The 26012-nt window shown below is 38.4% G+C and carries 23 protein-coding genes, 2 tRNA genes and 3 pseudogenes; 20 read left to right on the plus strand and 8 right to left on the minus strand.

Features of this window, described 5'->3' with window-relative positions:
* From CALSC_RS21685 to psaK, 10 genes and pseudogenes are all read left to right on the plus strand, one after another.
* Positions 1-463: pseudogene (locus CALSC_RS21685) on the plus strand (hypothetical protein); the annotation flags it as partial.
* 18 nt (positions 464-481) lie between these two features.
* Positions 482-1372 (plus strand): glycosyltransferase, encoded by an 891-nt coding sequence (locus CALSC_RS21690; protein WP_088243341.1) that lies wholly within the window; start codon positions 482-484, stop codon positions 1370-1372.
* A complete protein-coding gene (locus CALSC_RS21695; RefSeq protein ID WP_088243342.1) occupies positions 1350-2501 on the plus strand; it encodes a glycosyltransferase family 4 protein in 1152 nt (383 codons plus the stop codon). The genes CALSC_RS21690 and CALSC_RS21695 overlap by 23 nt, the downstream gene beginning before the upstream one ends.
* 205 nt (positions 2502-2706) lie before the next feature.
* A pseudogene (locus CALSC_RS21700) lies at positions 2707-4991 on the plus strand (ATP-binding cassette domain-containing protein).
* Positions 4992-5027: 36 nt separating this feature from the next.
* Positions 5028-5984, plus strand: a complete 957-nt coding sequence (locus CALSC_RS21705; protein ID WP_088243343.1) for a glycosyltransferase family 10 domain-containing protein — start codon at positions 5028-5030, stop codon at positions 5982-5984.
* 20 nt (positions 5985-6004) lie between these two features.
* Positions 6005-6994, plus strand: a complete 990-nt coding sequence (locus CALSC_RS21710; RefSeq protein ID WP_088243344.1) for an Npun_R2821/Npun_R2822 family protein — start codon at positions 6005-6007, stop codon at positions 6992-6994.
* A 16-nt stretch (positions 6995-7010) separates the two neighbouring features.
* The gene (locus CALSC_RS21715) at positions 7011-7919 is read left to right on the plus strand and encodes an Npun_R2821/Npun_R2822 family protein (RefSeq protein WP_088243345.1); all 909 of its coding nucleotides are present in this window, start codon (positions 7011-7013) and stop codon (positions 7917-7919) included.
* A gap of 296 nt (positions 7920-8215) precedes the next feature.
* Entirely contained in the window at positions 8216-9409 is a 1194-nt protein-coding gene (locus tag CALSC_RS21720) for a quaternary amine ABC transporter ATP-binding protein (RefSeq protein ID WP_088243346.1), read from the plus strand.
* A gap of 152 nt (positions 9410-9561) precedes the next feature.
* Entirely contained in the window at positions 9562-11574 is a 2013-nt protein-coding gene (gene proX / locus CALSC_RS21725; protein WP_235006886.1) for a glycine betaine/L-proline ABC transporter substrate-binding protein ProX, read from the plus strand.
* 161 nt (positions 11575-11735) lie between these two features.
* Positions 11736-11999 (plus strand): photosystem I reaction center subunit PsaK, encoded by a 264-nt coding sequence (gene psaK, locus CALSC_RS21730; protein ID WP_088243347.1) that lies wholly within the window; start codon positions 11736-11738, stop codon positions 11997-11999.
* 437 nt (positions 12000-12436) lie between these two features.
* Here psaK and CALSC_RS21735 read toward each other — a convergent pair.
* Positions 12437-12508 (minus strand) — tRNA-Thr (locus tag CALSC_RS21735).
* Positions 12509-12569: 61 nt separating this feature from the next.
* Positions 12570-12652, minus strand: a tRNA-Tyr gene (locus tag CALSC_RS21740).
* Between the two features lie 177 nt (positions 12653-12829).
* Here CALSC_RS21740 and tsaA point away from each other — a divergent pair.
* Complete coding sequence (gene tsaA, locus CALSC_RS21745) at positions 12830-13438, plus strand: tRNA (N6-threonylcarbamoyladenosine(37)-N6)-methyltransferase TrmO (RefSeq protein ID WP_088243348.1); 609 nt, start codon at positions 12830-12832, stop codon at positions 13436-13438.
* 124 nt (positions 13439-13562) lie between these two features.
* Complete coding sequence (locus CALSC_RS21750) at positions 13563-14006, plus strand: DUF4332 domain-containing protein (protein ID WP_088243349.1); 444 nt, start codon at positions 13563-13565, stop codon at positions 14004-14006.
* Positions 14007-14070: 64 nt separating this feature from the next.
* On the opposite strand, the gene CALSC_RS21755 is transcribed toward CALSC_RS21750, so the two are convergent.
* Positions 14071-14685, minus strand: coding sequence for a TetR/AcrR family transcriptional regulator (locus CALSC_RS21755; RefSeq protein WP_088243350.1), 615 nt, complete (start codon positions 14683-14685; stop codon positions 14071-14073).
* Between the two features lie 199 nt (positions 14686-14884).
* Here CALSC_RS21755 and CALSC_RS21760 point away from each other — a divergent pair, with 199 nt between their 5' ends.
* Both CALSC_RS21760 and CALSC_RS21765 read left to right on the plus strand, forming a co-directional pair.
* Entirely contained in the window at positions 14885-16414 is a 1530-nt protein-coding gene (locus tag CALSC_RS21760) for a M16 family metallopeptidase (RefSeq protein WP_407641962.1), read from the plus strand.
* A gap of 173 nt (positions 16415-16587) precedes the next feature.
* Positions 16588-18087 carry a M16 family metallopeptidase gene (locus CALSC_RS21765; RefSeq protein ID WP_088243352.1) on the plus strand — a complete coding sequence of 500 codons (1500 nt, stop codon included), beginning with the start codon at positions 16588-16590 and terminating at the stop codon, positions 18085-18087.
* A 183-nt stretch (positions 18088-18270) separates the two neighbouring features.
* On the opposite strand, the gene CALSC_RS21770 is transcribed toward CALSC_RS21765, so the two are convergent.
* Both CALSC_RS21770 and dnaB read right to left on the minus strand, forming a co-directional pair.
* On the minus strand, positions 18271-18744 hold the full coding sequence (locus CALSC_RS21770; protein ID WP_088243353.1) for a DM13 domain-containing protein: 474 nt from the start codon (positions 18742-18744) through the stop codon (positions 18271-18273).
* 163 nt (positions 18745-18907) lie between these two features.
* Positions 18908-20257 (minus strand): replicative DNA helicase, encoded by a 1350-nt coding sequence (gene dnaB / locus CALSC_RS21775; protein ID WP_088243354.1) that lies wholly within the window; start codon positions 20255-20257, stop codon positions 18908-18910.
* Between the two features lie 26 nt (positions 20258-20283).
* Between dnaB and CALSC_RS26685 the strand changes: the two genes are divergently transcribed.
* Positions 20284-20523, plus strand: coding sequence for a hypothetical protein (locus CALSC_RS26685; RefSeq protein ID WP_407641963.1), 240 nt, complete (start codon positions 20284-20286; stop codon positions 20521-20523).
* Positions 20524-20531: 8 nt separating this feature from the next.
* On the plus strand, positions 20532-20660 hold the full coding sequence (locus tag CALSC_RS27935; protein WP_268807233.1) for a hypothetical protein: 129 nt from the start codon (positions 20532-20534) through the stop codon (positions 20658-20660).
* A 131-nt stretch (positions 20661-20791) separates the two neighbouring features.
* Here the strand turns inward: CALSC_RS27935 and CALSC_RS21785 are convergent, their stop codons facing one another.
* Complete coding sequence (locus CALSC_RS21785; protein ID WP_088243355.1) at positions 20792-22207, minus strand: aldehyde dehydrogenase family protein; 1416 nt, start codon at positions 22205-22207, stop codon at positions 20792-20794.
* A gap of 3 nt (positions 22208-22210) precedes the next feature.
* The gene (locus tag CALSC_RS21790) at positions 22211-23254 is read right to left on the minus strand and encodes a nitrilase-related carbon-nitrogen hydrolase (protein ID WP_088243356.1); all 1044 of its coding nucleotides are present in this window, start codon (positions 23252-23254) and stop codon (positions 22211-22213) included.
* Positions 23255-23624: 370 nt separating this feature from the next.
* On the opposite strand from CALSC_RS21790, the pseudogene CALSC_RS26095 reads away from it, so the two are divergent.
* From CALSC_RS26095 to CALSC_RS21810, 4 genes and pseudogenes are all read left to right on the plus strand, one after another.
* Positions 23625-23711: pseudogene (locus CALSC_RS26095) on the plus strand (Uma2 family endonuclease); the annotation flags it as partial.
* A 71-nt stretch (positions 23712-23782) separates the two neighbouring features.
* The gene (locus CALSC_RS21800; RefSeq protein ID WP_200817710.1) at positions 23783-24586 is read left to right on the plus strand and encodes a hypothetical protein; all 804 of its coding nucleotides are present in this window, start codon (positions 23783-23785) and stop codon (positions 24584-24586) included.
* Between the two features lie 296 nt (positions 24587-24882).
* The gene (locus CALSC_RS21805; RefSeq protein WP_088243358.1) at positions 24883-25491 is read left to right on the plus strand and encodes a cysteine dioxygenase family protein; all 609 of its coding nucleotides are present in this window, start codon (positions 24883-24885) and stop codon (positions 25489-25491) included.
* Between the two features lie 104 nt (positions 25492-25595).
* Positions 25596-25799: a hypothetical protein gene (locus tag CALSC_RS21810; RefSeq protein WP_088243359.1), complete on the plus strand. Its 204-nt coding sequence runs from the start codon at positions 25596-25598 to the stop codon at positions 25797-25799.
* Between the two features lie 56 nt (positions 25800-25855).
* Here CALSC_RS21810 and nrtS read toward each other — a convergent pair whose 3' ends face one another.
* A complete protein-coding gene (nrtS, locus tag CALSC_RS27090; RefSeq protein WP_407641964.1) occupies positions 25856-25999 on the minus strand; it encodes a nitrate/nitrite transporter NrtS in 144 nt (47 codons plus the stop codon).
* Between the last annotated feature and the right edge of the window lie 13 nt (positions 26000-26012).

Below are 26012 nucleotides of genomic sequence, written 5' to 3' on the forward strand. Positions count from 1 at the left end.
CTTATTTGACAAAAATTATAAGAATAAATATGAATTTGTCGTTTATAAACATGCTAATTCCCGATGGAAAATACCAACAGAAATATCTGATTTTCCTTTAATGAGTAATCATAAATACTCTCCAAAGACACGAAAAAAATCATTGCTAAAAAAAATGAGTTTTTGGCATCAACAAGATGAATTTCAATTAGAGTTCAGTAAAATTATTAAATTTCTCGGTCAGGCTGAGACAATTTTGACAAATACATATCATGGAATGTATTGGGGAATTCTCTTGAATAAAAAAGTTTTGGCTTTTCCATTCTCAACTAAATTCTATACGTTGAAGTATAAAGTCCCCTTGTGTGATCTGAATAATTGGCGGGATAAATTACAGCATATAACAACTTATCCAGAGGCATTGGCAGAATGTAGAGATGCCAATAAACAATTTTATCAACAGGTGTTGGCTATGTTAAATTAATTGAGGAATAATGAATCAATGAAAGCTGTAGTTACACTATGTATTGGAAATGCCTATAAACTTGGAGAAATAACTCATCCTTTATTAAAAGCTTATGCAGATAGAATAAAAGCAGATTTTATAGTTATAAATACTCCCCAACTTAATTTAAATTATATTCATTACGAAAAATACCAAATTTACGATTTATTAAAAGATTATGAGCGCATAATATATTTGGATACAGACATTATAATCCAACCTAAATGTCCAAATTTATTTGAGATTGTACCAGAGAAACAGTTTGGAGCTTTTGTTGTCAGTAAACACACATACTTTCATGACGGAGCAATCAAAGATATTCAAAAAGTATTAGGAGAGATTGACTGGAAGAGAGAATATATCAATAATGGTGTAATGGTAATTTCAAAATGTCATCGTCAAGTATTTGCAAAAAATCACGATCTTTTAGTATGGTCAAGCGAGAAAAGACATTTCCCCGATCAAACTATTTTAAACTACCATCTCCAAAAATTAGGTATCCCAATCTATGATATTGGCTATAAATTCAACCATACCAGTGGGACTAAAAATAGTAAACTGCGCTTTAATTATAGGATAAATAAATTGATGGGCTTAGGCAATAACTTCCTAGAGCTGTTATTACCCAAATACAAAAAATATCTAGAATATAAACAAAAAAATAATAGCTATATAGTTAATTCTCCAGGTAAAGAACCTATACAACATAGATTTAAAAGTCATATCATTCATTACACAGGGAAGGGACATAAACAACAAGGAAGTAAACTGGAGCAAATTCAACAAGATCTGTTGATTATGCAACACAAGCCTCTATCTATAGCGGTGCAAAAAGTCCCATTGTTCGAGATTTTTTCTAACAATTATGAAGATTTCATTAGTCGTTAGTGATTTATCTGGTGGAGGTGCTGTCAGAGCATTTTTACTATGCCAAGCTCTAAAAAAACTAGCTTATGAAGTTGAGATAGTAGGTTTTTTATTTGGAGAGGAATTATACGCCATCCCTCCTGAAAATATTCCGATCACTTCTGTCAATGGCGATAAATACCCTCAATTTTTGCGACATGTTTTTACAGCTTTAAAACAAATAAATGGGGACATTATTTATGCAGTTAAACCAAAGCCAAGTAGCTTTGGTTTATCTTTAATCAAAAAACTGCAAACCAAGCGTCCTGTAATTGTAGATATGGATGACTGGGAACTTAGCTGGCATGGAGGAGATGAATGGAAATATAATCCCAGTATTAAACAATTATATCGAGATATTTTTAAGCCGGATGGAGCATTAAGAAATCCCGATCATCCGCTTTATTTGATATGGATAGAAAAATTATTATATCAGGCAGACGCAATCACCATAGATACTAGTTTTCTCCAACAACGCTTTGGTGGAATTTATTTACCTAATGGTAAAGATACTGATTTATTCAATCCCGATAAATATAATCCTGAAATTAGTAGGAAACGTTATGGTCTTTCTAACTATAGAATTTTGATGTTTCCTGGAGCACCAAGACCTCATAAGGGTGTAGAAGATGTATTACTAGCTTTAGATTTGCTCAATCAGCCAGATTTAAGATTAGTAATTGTAGGTGGTAGTCCATATGATGATTATGATGATCGCTTAATGGCAAAATGGAGACATTGGATTATTAAGTTACCAAAATGTTCTGTAGAACAAATGCCTGGAATATTAGCTGCAGCTCATATGGTGGTGGTTCCTCAGCGAGATACTCTCACTGCTCGCGCTCAATTCCCCTTAAAATTATCAGATGGTATGGCAATGGCTAAACCCATATTATCGACAAGAGTAGGAGACATCCCAGAAATTTTAGGTGATACTGGTTATCTAATTGAACCGAGTTCTCCAGAACAAATTGCTGCACAAATTCAGTTAATATTTGAGAATTTAGATATAGCCAATGAACGAGGAAGGAGGGGTAGATTAAGATGTATGGAAAAATATAGTATAGAGGCAATGGCATCTATCTTAAAGTCAGTAATTACTCGGTTGTAAGCCAAATACTTCATGAGCCTAAATTGAACAGAGGTGTTAGACAAATGAGGGCTAAACTCTACTTGTTTTTACTTCAGGGGTGCAAAATATATATTCTCTAATTTTTGAAATTTATAAATACAATTTTGCGAAAAGTATTGATAAGTTAAATGGAATAATCAAAAATCATCATTAATATTCTTGCTCGATAATCATCAACACCCCAATGCCTAAAAATCAATTATTACTAAAATTTGCCAAGCCATATCCAGGATTAATTATCTTCACTATATTGCTGGGTTTCTCCGGAGCATTATTTAATGGGGTTGGTACAGCTTTAATTGTTCCAGTTATTTTAAAAATAGTAGGGCAAGAAATTAATTTATCAAATGCTCCTTCTGTACTAAAATTAATTATTGAACCCTTTGATTATCTACCAGAGCATTACCGTTTGTGGATCATGACAGGTTCCATATTATTTATAATTATTTTAAAAAATTTAGCTAGTTATGCGAGTAATCTCGTATCTAGTAGCCTGACGCGCAAACTGACTGCTGATATTAGAGAAGCTGGAATTAAATTATTATTAGAAATTGATATTGATTACTATGCTAAAACGAAAATTGGTGATTTAATTAACAGAATTGGTGGAGAGGTCTCTAGAACAGCCAGTGCGATTGGCAATGTGATCAAATTAATTATTTTAGTAATTACAATTTTAGTTTTTGTTGGATTACTACTATCAATTTCCTGGAAATTAACCATCGCAGCCACATTTTTACTCTCTTTAGTCACTTTAGTCAACCAATACGCGATTACCCGTTCTCGAAAGTTTGGCAAACTCTTAAGTGATATGTCTCGAGCCTATTCAATTGCAGTTCTGGAAGTATTTAGTGGCATTCGACTAGTCAAAGCTACGGGAAATGAAGAAAAAGAGTATAAAAAAATTCAAAAATTAATTCGCGATCGCGAACGTTCTGATTTTCAGTCCCAGGCTAACTCTGCTGCAATCACTCCCTTAAGTGAAGTGATGGGAATTACTTCCCTACTGTTAATTATTGTGTTGAGTAAAGCCATATTTCAAGAACAAATTACTGCTATTTCCACAATATTATTAACTTATCTATTAGTATTATTGAGATTATTGCCATTTATTTCGCAATTAAATTCTCTCCGTAGCAGTTTTGCTAATACTTCTACTAGTGTAAGTATCGTAGCTGATTTTCTCAATCGGGCAAATAAACCTTTGATGAAAAATGGCAGTATTACTTACAAAAAATAAACAAGGGTATACATTTTCATAATATATCTTTTGCTTATCCAGATAGTGAACAAACTGTATTGCAAGATATTGATTTATATTTGCCTTGCGGTAAAACTCTGGCTTTAGTTGGTAGCTCTGGTGCAGGAAAATCAACCATAGCAGATTTATTACCTAGATTTTATGATCCGATTACTGGTGCTATTACCATTGATGATATTGACTTACGGGAGTTTGATATCCAATCCCTACGTAAAGCTATGGGAATCGTCAGTCAAGATACATTCCTTTTCAATGATTCTATCAAAAATAATATTGCCTATGGGGAACCCGAAGCGACGGAAGCAGAAATTATTACGGCTGCAAAAAAAGCAAATGCTTATGAGTTTGTGAATCAATTACCTCAAGGATTTGATACTATTATTGGCGATCGCGGAGTTATGCTATCGGGAGGACAAAGACAAAGACTAGCAATTGCTCGCGCTCTATTGCAAGATCCAGAAATTCTGATTCTGGATGAAGCCACCAGTGCTTTAGATACAGTTTCCGAACGTTTAGTCCAAGAAGCGATCGATAATCTCAGTCGTGGCAGCTTGGCTTCTGGAGAGACTCGCACCACCTTAGTGATTGCTCACCGTTTATCTACGGTACAGAAAGCCGATCAAATAGCTGTATTGGATCGAGGACGGGTAGTGGAAGTAGGAACTCATACAGAACTTTTGCAAAAAGGTGCTTACTACTCACGTTTGTACTCAATGCAATTTGGTAAAGATAATGGTGAAGGTCATAAAACTAAACTTATTCCCAAAATAGCAAGCAAACTCCAGAAAGAATTAATCCATATTGCTCACGAAATTCGCAATCCTCTCAACTCAATCATTGATTCTTTGAACTTACTGCTTGATAATATGGGAGATAATCCTCAAGAATGGCTGGGATTAATTGAAAAATCCTCTCTATCAGCCAAAAAAATGAGCTATGGTATTGATCATTTTGAAAATTTTGTGAGCTCACAAAGTAATGATGAATTACTATCGGTAGCAGAGGCAAATAAAACTTTAACTATCCAGCACCAAGGCTTAAGTAATATCTGTGATGAATTTCATACAAATCTTCATCCTTGCCTTTGTTCTCTGCATTCTTTAGTTGATAACTTATCTAGTATATCTGAGCAAGAAAAGAAAATAATTAAGAATGCTTATAAATATGATTTGTATTTGCTAGATTATCTGATGAAATTTAAATCCTAAATCATACCAAAATATAAATAACGGTAACTAAAAATAATGAATAGAGCAACCATTGGCATGATTAGTAGTTATTCAGGACTGTCTGAAAGAAATGACTGGTTATGGCAACAAACACCAGAATATTTTGGCATTTGGGACAATATTAGAATACATGCTACAGCACCAAAGCCAGACTTTTTGCTCATGTATCAGTTTGACTTCCCTCAATCTTCCCAACAAAAAAATTGGTTGCAGCGTTTTCGTCAACAGCAACCTCAATCAAAACTAACTCTTCATAAATTATTGGACCATACACCTAAAGAAAAAATTATTTATTTACTACGAGAGCCTCCTTTAAAGGAAATTATCGCAAGAAATAAATCTAATTATCAAGAAGCACAAAAATATTGTGGTTATATTTCCGGTCCCGATGATTTTGCTCCTACTCCTGATTATATGCCTGCTATTTGGTATCATGGCAACTCATTTCGAGAGTTAAATGAAATGTCATCTCCAAAGAAGATAGAAATGTGCAGTTGGATAACTTCTGGAATTAGCCGCACAGCGAACCATCGCCAACGCCTACAATTTTTACAGTCCTTACAAGCTAATAATATCAAGTTTGATTTGTTTGGACGTAATTTGCCAGAATGGGCACAAACAAGGGGTAAAATTGGGAATAAATGGTATGCAATGGCTCCTTATTATTACAATCTAGCAATTGAAAATTACGCTGATAATAATTGGTATGTAAGTGAAAAATTATGGGATGCTTTACTTGCTTGGTGTTTACCAATCTATTACGGTGGTTGTGCTGCGGATAAGTTATTACCGCCAGGTAGCTTTTTGCGCTTACCTAGCTTGGATGAAAAAGGCATTAATTACATTCAAGAAATGACTGCTACTCCTGATGTTTGGTATGAAGCCAAAGATGCGATCGCAGAAGCTAGACAAATTATTTTACATAAATTAAATTTACTCAACTGGCTCTCAGAATTTGTAACTAATTTTTAGTTTATTACTTATTACTTATTATGGATGGTATTTGTACTCTAGCTAATGATAAAGTTTATCACCAAGTCATAGCTTTAATCAATAGTATTGAAGCTATTTATGGTCAAGAAATGCCGATTTGTATTTATCCTTATGATGATAATATAACAAAAATTGCTGGGGAGATAGCTGATCGTTCAAACGTACAAATTTATTGCGATCGCAATTCAATACAAGAATGGGATAATTTTGCTCGTAATGTCTGGGATGCTCATCCTACAGCAAAAGAGCATTGGCAAAAAATAGGCAGTGATGAATACCTCCGATTTGGTACCCATCGGCGTTATTGTGCATTTGATGGACCATTTGACCGCTTTGTATACATGGATGCTGATACTTTATTAATGAGTCCACTCGAGCAAATATTTGCTCGACTCAATCAATCTGATTGGGTTGTTTATGATTTTCAATATAGAGATTTATCCCACGTTTATAGTACTGATTCGGCGAGATTACAGGAATTATTTACATCAGAAAGATTAGCAAAAGAAATATTTTGTTCTGGTTTTTACGGCTCTAAAAAAGGCTTATTTAATTACCAGCAAAGAGAATGGTTACTAGACAAATTAAGAGAAGGAGAAGCAGAAGTTCTTTATGATATGGCTCCTGACCAAACTATTCTCAATTACATGGTCATGGGATTAGGCATTTCTAGCTACAATTTTGCCAATCATCTCCCAAGCGATCAAAGAACTGGTTGTTGTGCAATTTCTCCCCATTTTGAAACCAGAAATTATATTTTATATGACCGAGGTAATCCCTTAACTTATCTTCATTACATTGGTTTGTCATCTAAATTATTTAACCGTGTTTGTGATGGGGAAAATATTGATTTTCCTTACAGAGAAATTTTCTTACATTATCGTTATTTACATGAGCCAGAACGGCGACCGAAGTTTACAGGTGAGCCAAAAATTTATAATGCTCCGCCAAGTTTAAGTAAACGAGTTTTGAGAAAATTAAAATTATAAACTTGAGGGTAAATCAATGAAACGGGGAATTTACATTATTGCTAATGACAAGGTAACAGACCATGCGATCGCACTTCTGAATAGTATTAGATTACATGATCCAGATACCCCTATTATCATGATTCCTTATGATGAGCAATATCACAATATTGCCAACACACTTAATGAATATTATGGGGTAGAAATATACGAAGACTTAGATTTTATAGATCGCTTGTCAAACCAATTGCATGATTTTTTTGGAGGCAATTTTTTTGCTCGTCCTAATCAATTTCGCAAACAAGCTTGTTGGTTTGGACCTTTTGAAGAATTTTTATATATTGATACTGATATTATTGTATTTGAAAAAATTATTGATAATTTAAATTATTTAACTCAAACAGATTTTATTTGTTGCGATTATCAACATGTTGGTGGAATTAAAAATGTCTTTACACCGAAAGTTTTAGAAGATAAAGTCTTTAATGAAGATGAACTAAAAGATATTTTTAATGGTGGGTTTTGGGGCTCCAAGAAAAACTTGCTCTCAGAAAATGACTTGTATGAAATTTTTGCTGAATGTGCAGCACACTTAGAATACTTTGATTTTTCGGAAAAAACATCTGATCAACCAATTATTAATTACATGCTTTTACAGCGCATTACCCAGCGATTTAATATAGTTCGTAGACATGGAAAAGCACCAGGAAATTGGGCAGGAACTCCCTATTTTCAACAACAAGAAAATATACTAGTCGATCCAACTGTCAATCAAAATTTGCAATATCTCCATTGGGCTGGTATTCGGATTCAGCCAGGTTGTCCCTACTGGGAAATTTGGGATTATTATCGTCACCTGAATCCAAAACTACCATCAGCGATATTGCCAAAAACCATGAAAAAAAATATTTTACAAAAGGGTTTAGATAAAATTATGAAGTTTTAAGTTTGAAGCAAAAAATCATATCTTAGCTTAAACCTTCTAGCTAAAAAATAGAGGTTAGGTGTTAGGAGTTGGGGATAGGGAAGAAGTATTTTCATTCTTGGTTGTGTGCAAACGTACTCCAAGAAAAGGCTGCGCTTACATGAGGAACTGAATTGAAGCTCGCAGACTTGCGGTTAATTATAGTGAAGGGTTAAAAACATCATATCAAAGCCCTCAATCTGGTGAAAATTCATTTTTTCGATTACTGTGTACTTGTCAAGTACTTAGGCATTTATACATCACAGGGAAAATGCATAATGAAAAATCCAGAGCCTAAAATTGTCATTGAGCATCTGATTAAAATTTATGGAGAAAAACCCCATGCTGCTCTCCAGTTGTTTCGCTCCGGTGGAACAAGAGATTCTATTCTTAAGGAAACAGGGAATGTTTTAGGAATTGCTGATGCCTCTTTTACCATTAATCAAGGTGAATTGTTTGTCATCATGGGATTGTCTGGTTCCGGTAAATCTACTTTAGTTCGCTGTATCAATCGTTTGATTAATCCCACTAGTGGGTGTATTTATATAGATGGCGAAGATATTGCCCATGTTGATGAGAGACGGATGCGAGCAATTCGCCTGACAAAAGTGTCTATGGTATTTCAGAAATTTGGTTTGCTTCCCCATAGAACAGTGAGTGAAAACGTGGAGTATGGTCTGAAAGTAAAGGGGATAGATAAGGCTAAACGTCGTCAAAAAGCCTTGGAAACCCTGAAAATAGTAGGTTTGGGTGAATGGGCAGATTACTTACCCTCCTCCCTCAGTGGTGGGATGCAGCAAAGGGTAGGTTTAGCTCGCGCCTTAGCCACAGATGCAGATATTTTACTGATGGATGAAGCATTCAGTGCATTGGATCCTTTGATTCGCCGGGAAATGCAAGATGAATTGCTACGATTGCAAAAAGAACTCCACAAAACTATTGTATTTATCAGTCATGATATCCAAGAAGCATTAAAAATTGGCGATCGCATCGCAGTGATGAAAGATGGTGCAATTGTGCAAATTGGCACCCCAGAAGAAATTATCACTCAACCTGCTGATGATTATATTAGTGCCTTTACCGAAGATGTTAACCGTGCCCAAGTTCTCACAACTGAGTCGATTATTCGCCCAACTATACCTGTAATTCTGGAGCAAGATTCACCAAGTGTAGCCTTAGGGAAAATGTCAGACAATGTTCTCAAACATATGTGCGTTGTGGATACCCACGGTAAACCAGTGGGTATGATTAATAAACAAGGTCTGGAATTAGCTTTAGAAAATGGTAAAGCAGATATTTCTCAACTAATGCAAACTGACTTTCCTCAAGCAAAAACTGACACCAGCCTAGAAGATACTTTTCCTCTCTACCAAAAAGGACTACCTGTAACAATAGTGGATGGGGAAGGTAAATTCCAAGGGTTGCTAGAACTGGCTGATGTCCTTGCTAGTATTAGCAATGGCAATAATTAGGGGGTAGGAAATTCTTGCTTTTATCTGTCCTAACCTATACAGATAATCATCGCTATTTACGCAAATTCAAAAAAGATACACTACAATTTTCTCATCGAATCGACAATCTCTAAAGTGACAATATCTCAAGTTAGCCAGGAGGCACGCTTATTTTGTTCATTTTGCCCATATTATCTTCTTTCTTTATCGCTACTAGTAAAGGGGGGTTAGACACGCTCCTCAATCCTTTTGAGCTTTATACCTTACCCCTTGACCAGTGGATCACTGACAGCGTTGACTTCATTGTTGATAACTATCGCCCTTTTTTCCAAGCTATTCGCCTTCCCATCAGCTTCACCCTAGATAGCATACAATCTTTTTTCCTCGCCATTCCACCGCTAATTTTTCTGATTTTGCTTGGTTTACTAGCTTGGCAATTGGCAGGAGGTAGAATTGCCATTTATAGCATTCTCGCCTTAACTTTTATCGGCTTTCTGGGAGCTTGGCAGGCAGCAATAGTCTCCCTTTCCCTGATAGTTACGTCTGTAGCTTTTTGCATGGTAGTCGGTATTACCATTGGTATTATTAGTGCCAATAATCAGCGCCTGGAGAAATGGCTACAACCTCTCCTGGATGCCATGCAAACCTTACCATCATTTGTCTACCTAGTGCCGGTGGTAATGCTGTTTGGCATTGGTGAAGTTTCGGGAGTCATAGCTACCTTCATTTTCGCTGTACCCCCCTTAATTCGCCTTACCAGTCTGGGAATTCGACAAGTATCGGCAGAAGTAGTGGAAGCAGCCACCGCTTTTGGTTCTACCCCCAAACAAACCCTATGGGAAGTACAAGTCCCCTTAGCGATGCCCACCATCCTAGCTGGGGTGAACCAAGCTATCCTGTTGGCTTTATCCATGTCAGTTGTCACCTCCATGATTGGGGTTAAGGGACTGGGAGGCATGGTATTGCAGGGTTTGGGTCAGGTAAATGTGGGATTAGCATCTATCGGGGGATTGAGTATTGTGCTAATTGCAGTCATGCTTGACCGGATGACCCATGTTTTTGGCAAGGCTGGCTCTCAAGACTCCTGGGAAAAGAGGGGGCCTGTAGGGTTTTTCGCTTCTCGACCAAAAGGTCAAAAGCTGATTTGGGCTATCTTTGCTACCACTATTTTCTTAATTTTATTGGTTGCTTCAATCTGGAACTCGACCCCTCAAGGTGCCACAGGGTTGAAAAACACCCCCGTTAATGGTGTAGAGGTAAGATCTGCCCATAGCAGTTTACTGGAAGAAAGATTCCAAACTGAGATTGTAAATATAGGTCTGAGAAAACTTGGTTACAAAACTCCAGAACCCAAAGAAATTGAATACACGACCATGCATATTGCTTTAGGGCAAGGTGACTTAGATTACATGGGTGTGCATTGGGAAAAGGGTCATGAATCATTTTTTCAAAAAGGTGGTGGTGAAGAGAAATTAGAACGGGTGGGAGTTCTGACTCCCAATCTCTTGCAAGGTTATCAAATTGATAAAAAAACCGCCGATAAATACAATATTACGAGCCTTGCACAACTCAAAGATCCAGCAATTGCTAAACTTTTTGACTCCGATGGGGATGGTAAAGCTAACTTAACTGGGTGTAACTCCGGTTGGTTTTGTCAAATTGCCATTAATCATCACATTAAGGCTTACGGATTACAAGATACTGTTGAGCAAGATCAAGGAAGTTACTCAGCTTTAATTTCCGATACCATTACCCGTTATAAGCAAGGGAAACCAGTCCTCTATTACACTTGGGCTCCGATGTGGATGAATGCAGTCTTAAAATCGGGTAAAGATGTGATCAGGCTTGAAGTTCCTTTTACTTCTCTACCAAAAGAGTTAGGAACATTTACCGAAAAAGATACTTCATCTAATGGCAAAAATATCGGATTTGCGATCGATAACATCCGAATTGTAGCTAATAAGAAATTTTTGCGTGAGAACCCCACCGCCAAACGCTTTTTTGAACTAGTTCAGATTCCTGCTGATGATATTAATGACCAAAATGAACTGATCAAAGAAGGTGAAAATAGGGTAGCCGATATCCGTCGTCATGCCAAAGAGTGGGTTAAGAATCATCAAGAAAAGTTTGATGGCTGGGTTGGGGAAGCAAGAAAGGCTATGGATAATGCGCCTACCCAGTCATGATTGCTGTTGTACTCCCATATTGCGATCGCAATACATTAATTTATGAAGTATTACCAACAAATGTTAACTATTGATTCACAAATATACTTTATGTTGGCATTTTTTGGTAAATAAATCTCATTAGGTTTGCGACAAAAAAACAAATTTTAGGAGTACATCTGGTGTTGACATCCTCCTTATTAGCAACGGCTGCAACCACTCCCTTGTCATGGAGTCCAACAATAGGGATCATTATGGTTACATGCAATGTAATCGCCATTGCTTTTGCTAAATACACTGTTAAATATCCCAGCTCAGAACCAGCTCTACCATCATCTGCATTTTTTGGTGGAATGGGACTACCAGGGTTATTAGCGACTACGTCCTTTGGTCATGTTTTGGGAGCAGGTGTAATTTTAGGATTACATAGTATCGGTAAAATTTAGTTTTTTACCACCTTCATACCAAAGTTACATGGTGATTTTGTCTTAATTGATGAGCTAGATATTAAGTTAGTCTAGCTCTTTTTTGATTTTTTAATGTTTCAGAGTAATTAATAAACGAAACTCACCATAAATAATTACTGTACAGCACTTATGCAATCGCACTATAATGTAATACTCTGTGCATTTTATACAAGCTTTTACGGATTGCAACAGTAAATACGTAAACATAACCTATGGAATTTGAATTGAATTTGGTTATTTCAACCTTCAAAAAACCTAAAATCTGAGCAGAGGATTCAAGATGGTAGCATTGAAACAACGAAGATACGTTTTTCATCTTGAAACGGTTAGTCCTAATCTGACACCAATCTGTTAACAGTGACAAATAATTAGCTTAATGTACGGCAGCTAATTTATCAGAACCTAAAGCAATAAAAAGCCCATGACGGGATTTGAACTCGTGACCTCACCCTTACCAAGGGTGTGCTCTACCCCTGAGCTACATGGGCAAAATGGGGTTTGGGGTTATGAGTTACGAGTGAAATACTCATAACTCATAACTTTTAAAGGTGGGCCGGACTGGATTTGAACCAGTGTAGGCGCTAGCCAACGGATTTACAGTCCGTCTCCATTAACCACTCGGACACCGACCCTTGGCATCCACGATTGTCAATCATAGCACAAGTATTTTAAATAGCAAGGGTTTTGATGAAAAATATTAGAATAGTCTTTGTTGAAGGCCCAAACCTATGAGCAGTAAACTTATTTATTACTTATTGGTTATTAGTTACTACTTGCGCGTAGCGCTATAACGGTGCTGGAAAAACACTATGCCTAAATTGCCTCCAAAAGACTATATTCAAACAGTTTCCTTTCCTGATGAGATCAGTTTGCGTCCCATTGGTGTGGTACATTCTCCCTACAAAGAGCGACATGGAACACCAAGACAGTCCCACCTGCGTACAGTTCCTCCAGATTACCAGCCTGCGATCGCCACAATTGAATTATTCTCTGACATGGTTCCACAAGAGGCTCTCAAAGATATGGATGGGTTTGATCGCATTTGGGTGATTTCATGGCTACATTTGAATCATCATTGGAACCCCACTGTTATTCTCCCACGAGGCCCTCGCGTTCGTCGGGGAACTTTGGCTACTCGTGCACCCCATCGTCCCAATCCCATTGGTTTGAGTGCCCTCAAGCTACTGAAAATCGAAGGTTTGGTTTTGTATGTGGAAGGGATTGATTTACTCGATCAAACCCCAGTTTTAGATATCAAGCCTTATGTTACTTATTGTGATGCCTTCATGGATGCCAAATGTGGCTATGTACATGATATGGAAAATTCCCAGGAGTTGGAAGTAGATGTGTTTGGGAAGGAGGGAAGGGGGAGGATTGAAGGAGTGAAAGAGGGAAGGAGTGAAAGAGGGAAGGAGTGAAGAATTGTTTATAATTAATCTTTGCCAGTAGTGTTTTTGACTGTTAATTCCTGAATTGTTGTTCTGTGGAATCAATCCAAAATCCAAAATCTAAAATCCAAAATTGTTTGACTGAGTATTTTTCATGTTTCCCAAGCATCCACAAGCGAGTTTAAATAAGATTCAATCCTGTGATTGGTCGATTGGAGAATTACCGGGATTAAGCCCAGAAGAACAATCGCAATTACTCAATTGCGGTATAACGACAACGGGTATCTTAATTAATCAAGCAAATAATCCAGCCGCCAGGGTAGCACTATCCACAAAATTAAAGGTGAATCTTAACTATATTAATAAATGGATAGCACTAGCAGATTTAGCTCGTATTCCCAGCGTGGGAGTGCAATACTGTGGTTTGCTACTTCATGCTGGTGTCGCTTCCGTAGCACAGTTAAAGAATACTCCTACCCATCGATTACATAAGCAAATTCTCCGCTTACAAGTAGCAACCATGCAGCGACGAGATTTGTGTCCGACAGTTGAATTAGTACAGCAATGGATTCAACAAGCTCAAAGAATTATGAGTTAAGAATTTTGACACTCCCACGGCTAAAGCCGATGGGTTTTGCGCTAAATTCTATAAATTAAGATTTTTAACTTTTAACTAACACTCCATTGAGGAATATTTCAGCTAATCCTTCCGCCATTTGTTGCATTTCTTGGGCAGAAGCATCTGGATTAATTAATGTTTCATGGGAAAATCCTGCGATCGCAAACATTCCTAGAAACACCTTGGCGACTAATTTGGCATCCATCTGACGATAGATTCCCCTATCCATTGCCGTTTGAAAGAATGCCTCAGCCACATCAGTCATTTTATTAATGACTTCCAATTGGATACGCTCACGCAAATCTGGATGAAATTGTGCCTCCATAAAGCAAACTCGCATGATTTCGGCATTTTTTTTCATATTCCACATGCGGCGACGCATAACTTGAGCTACTGCCTTGTAGTTAGCCATTTCACTCAATTCTGTGAGTAGATCTGTTAGAATATCTACCCATCCAGCAGTTGCTACTTCGACCAAAATTGCCTTTTTATTGGGAAAATGACGAAAGAGTGTTCCTTCTGCCACACTTGCGGCTTTGGCTAAATCACGGGTGGTGGTACCATCAAATCCTTGAGCTGCAAACAATCGTTGCGCCGCTTGTAAAATGCGATCGCGTGTTTGTGCTTCTGAAGGCAAAGAAGAATTAAAAACTCGCATAACAGTTATAGTGATATCTGCGGAACTGAAACCGTAGCATTATTGTCTAACGTCCAACACAAAAAGCCTAGAAAGCTTAACACTAGATTAACGACTTGTTTACTGTCAATATTGTTGGTTTGTTCACGAAAATTTACATTCATTTTTGCTTATGAGCTACTTTCATTACTTGAAAACACCGGTAGTCAAAAAAACAACTATGAGACTTGTAGTCTCGTTGCTGTTGACAGTTTTTTGCTCTTGGATGTTTATACCAGGGATTGCAGTTGCCAAAACCCAAACACCAGCAACTAGCACGCCGATTCAACCATATCTGGATCGGGTGATTAAGAATATGACTGAATTTAGTCTAGATAATGGGATGAAGTTTATTGTCTTAGAAAACCATGAAGCACCTGTAGTTTCTTTTGTTACTTATACAGATGTGGGTGGTGTAGATGAACCAGATGGGAAAACAGGTGTAGCCCACTTTCTCGAACATTTAGCATTTAAGGGTACAAGCAAAATAGGTACTAAAAACTACAAGTTAGAAAAACCATTACTAGAGCGTTTAGATCGGTTGGATCGGGAAATCCAAGCAGCGAAAGCAGCTGGTAAAACTGAGGAAGTTGCTGAACTCAAAGCCAAGTTTGATGCGACTGAATCCTTGGCTAGTAAACTAGTGGAGCAAAACAAATTAGGACAAATTGTAGAGCAGTCTGGGGGTGTCGGTTTAAATGCTAGTACTTCCACAGAAGCGACTAATTATTTCTACAGTTTTCCTGCCAATAAACTGGAATTATGGATGTCTTTAGAATCAGAACGATTTTTAGACCCCGTATTCCGAGAATTTTATAAGGAAAAAAATGTCATCTTAGAAGAAAGACGTTTGCGAGTGGATAATTCTCCTATTGGACAGATGTTAGAAAAGTTTGTGGATACTGCTTACACTGTCCATCCCTACAAAAGACCCGTGATTGGTTATGACCAAGATATCCGTAATTTGACTAGAGAAGATATACGGGAATTTTTTGATACCCACTATGTACCTAGCAATATAACTATTGCCATTGTTGGTGATGTCCAACCGACTGAAGTGAAAAAGCTGGCACAGGTATACTTTGGACGTTACAAAGATAAACCCGAATCTGTGGAGAAAATACCTACAGAACCCAAACAAACAAAAACCAAGGAAGTAATCTTAAAGTTAAAGTCCCAGCCTTGGTATTTAGAAGGCTACCATCGTCCGGATATCAAAGATCCAGATGAAGCAGTATATGACATTATGGCTAGATTACTCAGCGATGGGCGTACTTCCCGGTTGTATAAGTCTTTGGTAGAAGAGCAGAGATTAGCATTAACAGCCCAAGGTTTTAGCGGTTATCCCGGTAATAAATATCCCAATTTAATGTTATTTTATGCTCTCACGGCTCCCGGCCAATCAGTAGATAAGGTTGCAACCGCTTTGGGCGAACAAATTACTAAGTTAAAAACTGAGTTGGTATCTCAAACTGAGTTGAAACGGGTAAAAACCCAAGCTAGGGCACAATTATTACGTACCCTTGATTCTAATATGGGTATGGCTCAGCAATTATTAGAGTATGAAATCAAAACTGGTTCTTGGCGGAATTTGTTTAAACAAATAGACGCTTTAGAAGCGGTAACTGCGGCAGATATTCAACGGGTGGCAAAGGCGACATTTACCCCCGAAAATCGTACTGTGGGCAAATTATTGTCACAAGATGGATAAGATCACTGATTGCACTGATTGCACTGATTGTATTGTTGTGCAAGACGGAAATAGTTTTACCTATTCCATAATCAAGTTTTTCAGAACATTGGTAATTCCACGAAATTGGTATAGGCAGAGAGAAAGAGGGATATATGCATAGATACAGGTATCAGAAAAAGGATAAAAGGCTAATGGCACTCAAAAATCTCAAATCCATCATTTTTCATGGTAAAAGGTTTGTTTATGCATTGGTAATTGCGATCGCCTGTTTATTTTTAACTTTTAACTTTTCTTGGGCTGCAACGGAAGCAAAACACTACACTGATTTACAATTCCCACCACTGTCAGATGTCAAGTTACCCAAATATGAGCGGTATGTACTCAACAATGGCATGGTGGTGTACTTGATGGAAGATCATCAACTTCCTTTGGTAAGTGGTTCCATGATTATTCGTACAGGCGATCGCTTAGAACCTGGTGGTCAAGTGGGTTTGGCTAGTTTAGTAGGCACAGTGATGCGAAGTGGAGGTACTAAGAACCATTCCCCAGATCAACTAAACCAAATGTTAGAACAAAGAGCCGCCGGGGTAGAAACTGGGATTGGTGGAACTTCTGGTGCTGCGAGCTTTAGTGCTCTGCGTGAAGATTTAGATACAGTGTTTGGATTATTTACAGAAGTGATCCGCGAACCAGCATTTGCTCAGGATAAGCTAGATTTAGCCAAAACCCAGCAACGGGGACAAATTGCTCGACGCAATGATAGACCAGATAGCATTGCCAGCCGGGAGTTTAATAAATTAATCTACGGTGAGGATAGTCCTTATGCCCGCACTACTGAATATGCAACCTTAAATAATATTTCCCGTAAAGATTTACTCGCCTTCTACCAGAAATATTTCCACCCCAATAATACTATCTTGGGAGTTGTGGGAGATTTTGATCCCCAGCAAATGAAATCTCTAATTCAAGCTAAGCTGGGTGACTGGAAAACTAACCCCCAACTAGGTAAACCTAGATTACCAGGGGTATCTCAAGCAAAGCCCAATGGGGTATTTTTTGTTGATCAACCCCAGCTAACTCAAAGTAATATCCTCATCGGACATTTGGGCGGACAATTCAACAGTTCTGATTATCCAGCAATGGATGTATTAAATGGAGTTTTAAATGGTTTTGGAGGACGTTTATTTAATGAAGTTAGAAGTCGCCAAGGTTTAGCATATTCTGTATATGGTGTGTGGAGTCCCCGCTATGACTACCCAGGAGTATTTATTGCTGGTGGACAAACTCGTTCCGATGCCACAGTACAATTTGTCAAAGCAATTCAGTCAGAAATTCAGCGTATTCAAACTCAACCTATAAGTTCCAAGGAATTGGCTTTTGCGAAGGAATCTACCCTCAACTCTTTTGTCTTTAATTTCCAAGATCCCAAACAAACTCTTTCTCGGCTGATGCGATATGAATACTATGGTTACCCTGCTGATTTCTTGTTTCGCTATCGTCGCGCAGTGGAAGCAACTACAGTTGCTGATGTTCAGCGAGTAGCCAAGAAATATTTGCAACCAGATAAGTTAGTTACATTAGTTGTAGGTAATAAAAAAGACATTAACCCACCTCTAACACAATTATCTGCACAGGTAATACCCATAGATGTGACAATTCCTAGTCCATCACAGCCCCAAGCAAAAAACTAACTTTTTCTAATATACAAGGGTCTGTTTTCAAACTCACCGTCACCCTCAAGGGTGTGGGAGGTGTGGGGAGTGTGGGGAGAATAAAGAAGTGATAAGCTTTTTGCCTTCCATCTTCCCATACTCCCCCTGCTCCCTGCTCCCTGCCCCCCTGCTGTCCATGTGTAGCTTTATTTTGGAGAATTATTAGGCATTTTTTAAGCTAGCGTAACCAAAAGTTGCATTAAATTCTTCACACCAAATTCCTACAGATTTGTAATTATCTAGGTTTACATTATCGGGAATTTCATAAGTTTGTTCCCCATTAAAGCTTTTGATTAGTGAAAGTGTAATATAGTTACCTTCTTTAATATTTGCAGGTACGCTGCTATTTTTATGTAAGATCACTTTTACATCGGGACCATTACCTGTGCTAAAGTTTTGATCGAATTTGAGATAGCGTTTACCATTGCTACTGACAATCTTGGCTTTACCTGTGGTAGTTTTTTCTGCCTTGACAAAGTTACCAGATGAAATTAATGATTTGGGTTTAGCTGCAATTGTAGTAGTTTGTGTGGGTTTTATTGCTTGGGCTGGCTTTCCATTGATTGCTAATTGTCCGATGCTTCCGAATAATACTATAGATGCGATTCCCAAGCCAGCTAATTTGTTAAGTTTCATCTGATTTTACCTCAGAGTTAATTTGTTTGTGTCCCTTTGCTTGATTACTAATATCGGGGATAACTCTGAGGTAATTGTGATGAGTAACTTAAGTAAAGCTAAAAGTTATATGAGAAAACTGAGAAAGTGCGCGATCACAAATAAATTCCAGTTGAGGTGATAATTAATTAGGTCGAGCTAAATTTTTGAATTTAGTATATTGTGGGTCAAATAATAGTTTTACTGTACCAGTAGGGCCATTACGGTGTTTAGCAATAATCACTTCAGCAATACCGCGATCGGGACTGTCGCTATTATAATAGTCGTCACGGTACAGCATAATTACAAGGTCTGCATCCTGCTCTATACTTCCGCTTTCCCTCAAATCCGACAACATAGGACGCTTATTAGTACGTGCTTCTACCCCACGACTCAATTGAGAAAGAGCAATTACTGGCGTATTTAATTCCCTGGCTAAACCTTTTATACTACGGGTAATTCTCGATAATTCTTGGACGCGATTATCCCCTGCACCTTCCATTAATTGCAGATAATCAATAATCACTAATCCCAATTCTGTACCCATTTCTGCTTGTAAACGCCGCGCTTGGGAACGCATTTCTGTAACTGTAATATTCGGGGTATCATCAATATAAATGGGCATTTCTGACAACATACCAATGGCACGACTTAAGGGTTCCCACTGAGATTGACTAATGCGTCCACTACGCAGATATCCACTTTCAATACCGGCTTCAGAGGCTAATAATCGCTGTACTAATTGCTCTTTCGACATTTCTAAACTAAACATAGCCACTGGTAGTTTGTATAAAGTGGCTATGTTATGAGCTAGATTCAAGCAGAATGCGGTTTTTCCCATTGATGGTCTACCAGCGATAATCACTAAATCGGAACGCTGAAAACCACTAGTCATGGAATCTAAATCATAAAAGCCACCAGGAATTCCTGGTAAGGCTACACCTTGATGACGTTCTTCAATATCCTGAAAAGTGGTAATTAAAGTATCGGCGATATGTACTAATCCTGATTGGGGACGTTCTTGAGCAATACTAAATACCTTTTGTTCGGCTTTATCTAATACTTTTGGTAATTCTGTCTCCGTTTCGTAACCTAGATGGACAATTTCATTCCCGGCTTTAATTAACTTCCGCCGCAGATACTTTTCCATTACCAAGCCAGCTAAGGCATCAATATTAACGGCGGATACAGTCCGATCTACCAAGGAGGCTAATTTACTCATACCACCAACCTTAGCTAGTAAATCGCAGTCTTTTAACCAACTGGTGACTGAGAGTAAATCTGTGGGTTTTCCTTGGGCGTGGAGTTTTAGTGCCACTTGATAGATTTCTTTATGGGTACTAATATAAAAAGCCTCGGGTACTAAGCGATCGCTCACCCTGGCAATTGCCTCTGGATCAAGTAAAATACCCCCCAATATAGCCTCTTCTGCTTCAATATTTTGAGGAGGTAAGCGATCGCTACCGTTACCTTGAAAGCTTAGTTCTTCAGACATATAACCCACATTCTGTGCTTTAAATTATAGTATCTAACAAACACCATGAAAAGCGATCGCTCAATGGTGCTTTTCTCAAGTGGGATGATTTGGCAGAGAATGGGGTAGAAATTCTCGGCTCTTTAGAATTGGATAGTCAACCCGGAGAAATCGCTGGATTGTTAATTATCCGTTCTCTGATGCAAGCAATGCAGAATTTAGTGTCTATTCAATCGAAAAACGCTGTAATTAATAATTTGGATCCGGGGATTATCATCGTCAGTTAGAGACTTTATTGCTAGAAGGGTTAAATTCTGGAAGTGCAACAGCTTTTACTGAGGAAGATTGGGATGATATTCGTCAAGCAGTGCGGTCGAAAGTTCAAGGGCACAAAGGTTTGAATCCCAATGAGTCATATTTATAAACATCCCCAGATTATCCGCAACTTAATTGATTTGGCTACAGCTATAAAACAACAAAGAGAGTTTTAAATCCAGCAAAGCTATCCGGTGAGGAAGTACTACCGGGTTTTGTGTTGAATTTACAGGAGATATTCTAACTATTAAACCACCAAGGATCCGCGATCGCTTTACTTTTGACCAAAAATGCTTTTTTCCGCATAAACCGAGCTAACGCCGCCGCACCCATCCGCGAACCACCTAAACCAGAAAACTTAAAGGCATTTTTTTCTCCCTCATGCATAATGGCAGTTAGGGAAGCATCATTAATACTAATAGCCCCCGCATCAATTTGGTGAGCTACCTTCAACGCCTCAAACTCTGTCCCAGCAAATACCGCCGCACTCAACCCATAAATGGAATCATTGGCTAGTTTGACAGCTTCCTCCACCGTACTAAAAGCCATCACCGGCATAATGGGACCAAAGGTTTCTTCCCGCATCACCAGCATCTTATGGTTAACTTCCGTCAGTACCGTAGGACGACACCAATAACCACCATCTAATTCTTCCACTTTACCACCACAATGAATAATTGCCCCTTGTGACACCGCATCCTGCAGGTGGTTAGCAATAATCGCCGCTTGTTTCTCAGCAATAATTGGACCAATTTCTCCACTTTCCAACTGGGGATAAGCCAGCTTTAAATCATGAGCCTTAGTCACTAATTGATGGTAAAATTTCTCAAAAATAGACTCAGCCACATAAATCCTCTCAATGGATAAACATGACTGCCCTGTGTTTACCACTGCACCCCATAGAATTGCTGATGTGGCTAAGTCTAAATCCGCAGACTCTAAAACCATGGCAGGATCCTTCCCCCCCAATTCTAAATAAGCAGGAATAAACCTTTTTGCCGCCATTTCTGCCACTTTCCGTCCAGTAGCAACACTACCCGTGAAGCATATTGCGTCTACATTGTCAATTAAACTAACTCCAGTTCCTCCTGCTCCCTCAATAAAAGTAAAAACATCCCGTAATTGAGGCACGCTATTGAGTGCAGTTAATAGAGGATTCATGAACCGGGGAGCAATTTCACTGGGTTTGATAATTACCGCACAACCTGCAAGTAAGGCGGGAATAGCATCAATGGTAGATAGTAATAGGGGAAAGTTCCACGGGCTAATTACCCCCACCAAGGGATAGGGAACCAAGGTTTGCTGGACTTGGATAAATGGTATTTCTGTTTCTTTAGCAGTATCTTTAATTAACTTTGGTGCTAGCTGACACCACCTATCGATAGTGGAGAGAAAGGAATCAACCTCTAGGATCGATGTGGGTAATCTGCCCGTATCCGCTACCAAAGCTTCTGTCAATTTATCCCGTGAGGCAATTATCCCTTGTTTCCATGCTTGTACAGCAGCTACCCGTGCTTCTATTTCCAGTTGTTGCCAACCTTTTTGTGCTCTCCGCAATCTGGAGCACAATTGCGCCAACAATTTCTGTGGCGGTGGGATAATCACATAATCATATTTTCCAGTACGGGGGTTACGGACTTCTATGGTTTTGGACATGATTTAAATTATTCCCAATTGGGCTAGGCGCTCAATAGTTTGTTGCTGGGTTTGGATGAAATGTTGGCGTTCTACTTCCTTATTCAGCATAGAGTTTGCTGGGTAAAAATGCGACTGTTGGTAACTATCTGCATAGACTTCAAATCTTTGGCGGCAAAGTAAATTATTTAACCCTGGTCGCCGGCGCTCGCGGCGTAATGCAGCCAAGTCTATCTCTGCAAAGGCTGCCATACTTTCCCCAGTAGCTGTGGTAGCTAAGACCATACCCCGATAATCAACAATTTGCGAACCACCATTAGCTGAAGATTCGGGAATAGAGATGTTACTGATACCAGCAGTATTGCTTGACACTACATATGCGGTATTTTCCACCGCACGGGAAATTTTCCCTGCATCCTTGGGTGTTAACCTGCCATTGTATATTTCAGATGTAGAATGGAGGAAAATTTCTGCGCCCCGCATTGCCAAACACCGCGCCACTTCTGGATATAAAATTTCTTCAGATGCGATCGCAGCTAGGTTACCAATTTCCGTTTTGGCTACAGGAAATACCCCTTCTAAACCATAACAATCAAGATATTGCTCCCAAACATCATGGGGGGTAGGAGTAAACATAGAATTTAATCGGCGATAGCGCAAGATAATGGAGCCAGAAGGATTGATCACAAAACAGGTTTGAAAGTATAAATTGGGAAAATTACCATCTAGTTCGTAGGTATTACCCGCCAGAAAAATTTTATGTTTTTGAGCAATTTGACTGAGAGCATCATATTCAGCACCCTCCATTTCTAAACAGGCTTTTTCCGCCCATAGCTTAAAAGACTCCCCCATCGGAAAGCTAGTTAGTACATATTCTGGCAACACAATTAAACGACAATCGGAGCCAATAAAAGCAATACTGGCAGCAATTTGTTTACCTAAGCGATTAATATTCTTGTGAATAATATCTCTAGCTTGAGTGGCTGTACTTGCATGATTTACTGCATGGCATCCTATCTGTAAAGCGAGGGCACGGAAAGAGTTTATAGATTTGATGGTTTCTGGCATAATAAAATGTTTGACAATAAATTTTTATTGCCAAAGTTCGCACGTTTTGGTTATTATTTGCAAGTTTATTCAGAAAACATCAAAAAAATGATCCAAATTTTTGCCCATACAAAAACGTTAACAAATGCTAATATTTTATTCCCGCTTCATCCTGGAAGCGTCAGCACTATCCAATCCACAGACTAACAGGGTTAATCTCACCGCTTCTTGTTTTAAGTTATAGACAGCATTTGAATCTCTGTCACACTCAAACATTGAAATTTAAGCTAAACTACCGCTTGCAACGATGTGGGTAGTTTACACATAATAGGAGAAGTAACAGGCAAAAATGACAGAAAATGAAATGCGATCGCTGTCTCAGAAGTGGAAAGTGACCCAAGCTACATCAATTCCATTGGTATTTGAAGTCGTAAGTACCAATTGGCGCGATAATTATTACAATAAGCTGGCTAACTATCCAAGGCAAAATCCTGACCAAAGGGATAAAGCCAGGAGGACAGAACATTTTAGGCTCACAGGGGAATGGTAATGAGCGATCACGAAAACGAAAATCAGCAACAATTCCAAGCGATTGGGGTTATTCGAGGTGATGTCTCTATTGATGATGAGTCAAAAGTTTTTATCCAGATGGATAACAACTCCTATTCTTTGTTGTTTACTCCCCATCGCAAACAAGCTTACAAGGCTTTGATGTTAGACGTAAAAAATCACGGTGGCAAGGATAAGCGACTAATTGTATATCCAAAATTTATTCACTTTCCTGGTAGAGACAAAGAGCATATTGTTTCATTCCAGCTAGTTGGGTTTGATAATGGTGCTAGTCCTGAAAACTCTGCCGCCGCAGAATTAAAGGATTTTGAATTTAAACTGGCAGGATTGTGGCAGTTTATCCCTGTCTGTAGAACACCATGTATCTCCGTACTTCGGAACTATACCGAACAGCGTTCGGAACATATCAAACAATTAGAACCAGACAAAAAAGCCAGATTTTTGAAAGCTTCCCATTTACCCTTACTATGGAAAGACGCAACAGCTCCACCTTTCCGCTTCAATCCCAAGTTGAGTAAAGAGGAACAGGGTAAACCAATGTTTATATCAGTTAAGGCTAAGTTTTTACCCAAGCGCAATGTATTCGGTTTTGATTCATTGATTGAACTGCCTACCGAAGAGCCGCCTAGATTCCTCAAACTCAAAAGACAACAACCACCATCACGCGGTCAAAAACCACCATCATACAGTAAAAACAAACCAAAAATAGATAAACCAAAAGTAGATAAGCCAAAAATAGATAAGCCAAAAATTAAAAAAGAGGGAAACAAGGATGTAGCATGAATGCTCTGGTTGAAGTATTAAAGTTTCTACTGTTTTATTTTATACTTCAAATTAGAAATACTGCTATGAGATGATGTTGAGAAAGTCGCAAAATTTACTAAGCACCTTTCTTTAACATCCCTCTTCTACTAGGCTAATCCATACACTCATCTATCTAAAATTATTTATATAGCACTACGCAATTAGGTTAGCTCATATCTTGCACCACATTATCTCACGGGAGAATTATTGCCTGTAACCTTTATTATTTTTTAGGGTGGGCACTGCCCAATTTACCCTTATTGAGAAGGTACTATATGACAAATCAAGATTGGTTAGTAAAAAACGATGGAAAGCTTGAAGACTGCCAAACAATTGCAGAAATAGAATTATCTGCAAATCCCTACCGACTATTCCGGTTTTTAACCAATTTAGAAGATATTCTTCTCAATATTACTGGTGACATTCATCGGCTCGAAAAAATCCGTCCCTTAGTGCGTCACTTACTGAATTATTCAGAATGGCTACACTATGAATATTTAGAACCAGATCCAGATACGGGTTGGTCAGTACTTACCCTGTATGATGAACCGGATTTTCCCCTCACAGTGCAAACAGTAGTTTGGTCACCCGGACAAGCTTCGCCAATCCACAACCATGCAACCTGGGGAATTGTAGCTATTGTTAGCGGAGAGGAAAAAAATACAATTTGGAGAAAAGTAGATCCAGAAAATAGCGATGCGATCGAAAAAATTAGTGAGCAGATTCTTTATCCAGGTGACATAATTAGCTTTACTCCAGATGCGATTCATCATGTGGAAGCTCTGGGTGATGAACCAACTGTTAGCTTTAATTTATATGGTGAAGCTGATTATGAGCGACGTTTTGAATTTGACCCCATAACCCATACCGCAATAAATTTTTAAGTTTTTATCGGTACTATTTGGAGAAAGTCAAAAAAACTAAATCCATTTAGGATTTGGTTTCGTATAATAAGTGAATTCCAATGTAATGTAGAGGGGATAACTGTATGAGAATTAAATATTTAGCTACCCTAGCAACGATTTCCATGCTGAGTTTGGGTGTTGTGGTTGGTTGCGCTAATCCTTGTGGTGCTAAGACTAATACCACCACAGAAGAAAAAGCTAATCCCTGCGCTTCTAAAGCTCCTGGTGCCAAGGATAAAGCCAATCCCTGTGCTTCTAAGGCTCCTGGTGCTAAAGAGAAAAAATAGTGGTGTAACGATTAAATTCTCATCTCCGAGATGATTGTGAATAGGAAAAATGTGAGCTATATGTGACGAGAGCGACTGATATACTGACCGTGAATATTTACTACATAAGGTACAAGGTAAGTTAAAACAGCAGAAATCCAGCGTTCTCGCTTCATTTTTCCTGCCATTAATGTAGTCCCATGGTTAATGATAAAAAGTATTGAGCCAACTAAG

This window comes from Calothrix rhizosoleniae SC01 (genome assembly GCF_900185595.1).
Lineage (GTDB): Bacteria > Cyanobacteriota > Cyanobacteriia > Cyanobacteriales > Nostocaceae > Calothrix_A > Calothrix_A rhizosoleniae.

What these genes read in the sequence shown, in the direction of transcription:
- CALSC_RS21690 (WP_088243341.1), top strand. Translation starts at nt 482, where the DNA reads ATGAAAGCTGTAGTTACACTATGTATTGGAAATGCCTATAAACTTGGA.
- CALSC_RS21695 (WP_088243342.1), top strand. Translation starts at nt 1,350, where the DNA reads ATGAAGATTTCATTAGTCGTTAGTGATTTATCTGGTGGAGGTGCTGTC.
- CALSC_RS21705 (WP_088243343.1), top strand. Translation starts at nt 5,028, where the DNA reads ATGAATAGAGCAACCATTGGCATGATTAGTAGTTATTCAGGACTGTCT.
- CALSC_RS21710 (WP_088243344.1), top strand. Translation starts at nt 6,005, where the DNA reads ATGGATGGTATTTGTACTCTAGCTAATGATAAAGTTTATCACCAAGTC.
- CALSC_RS21715 (WP_088243345.1), top strand. Translation starts at nt 7,011, where the DNA reads ATGAAACGGGGAATTTACATTATTGCTAATGACAAGGTAACAGACCAT.
- CALSC_RS21720 (WP_088243346.1), top strand. Translation starts at nt 8,216, where the DNA reads ATGAAAAATCCAGAGCCTAAAATTGTCATTGAGCATCTGATTAAAATT.
- tsaA (WP_088243348.1), top strand. Translation starts at nt 12,830, where the DNA reads ATGCCTAAATTGCCTCCAAAAGACTATATTCAAACAGTTTCCTTTCCT.
- CALSC_RS21750 (WP_088243349.1), top strand. Translation starts at nt 13,563, where the DNA reads ATGTTTCCCAAGCATCCACAAGCGAGTTTAAATAAGATTCAATCCTGT.
- CALSC_RS21755 (WP_088243350.1), bottom strand. Translation starts at nt 14,685, where the DNA reads ATGCGAGTTTTTAATTCTTCTTTGCCTTCAGAAGCACAAACACGCGAT.
- CALSC_RS21760 (WP_407641962.1), top strand. Translation starts at nt 14,885, where the DNA reads ATGAGACTTGTAGTCTCGTTGCTGTTGACAGTTTTTTGCTCTTGGATG.
- CALSC_RS21765 (WP_088243352.1), top strand. Translation starts at nt 16,588, where the DNA reads ATGGCACTCAAAAATCTCAAATCCATCATTTTTCATGGTAAAAGGTTT.
- CALSC_RS21770 (WP_088243353.1), bottom strand. Translation starts at nt 18,744, where the DNA reads ATGAAACTTAACAAATTAGCTGGCTTGGGAATCGCATCTATAGTATTA.
- dnaB (WP_088243354.1), bottom strand. Translation starts at nt 20,257, where the DNA reads ATGTCTGAAGAACTAAGCTTTCAAGGTAACGGTAGCGATCGCTTACCT.
- CALSC_RS21785 (WP_088243355.1), bottom strand. Translation starts at nt 22,207, where the DNA reads ATGTCCAAAACCATAGAAGTCCGTAACCCCCGTACTGGAAAATATGAT.
- CALSC_RS21790 (WP_088243356.1), bottom strand. Translation starts at nt 23,254, where the DNA reads ATGCCAGAAACCATCAAATCTATAAACTCTTTCCGTGCCCTCGCTTTA.
- CALSC_RS21800 (WP_200817710.1), top strand. Translation starts at nt 23,783, where the DNA reads ATGAGCGATCACGAAAACGAAAATCAGCAACAATTCCAAGCGATTGGG.
- CALSC_RS21805 (WP_088243358.1), top strand. Translation starts at nt 24,883, where the DNA reads ATGACAAATCAAGATTGGTTAGTAAAAAACGATGGAAAGCTTGAAGAC.
- CALSC_RS21810 (WP_088243359.1), top strand. Translation starts at nt 25,596, where the DNA reads ATGAGAATTAAATATTTAGCTACCCTAGCAACGATTTCCATGCTGAGT.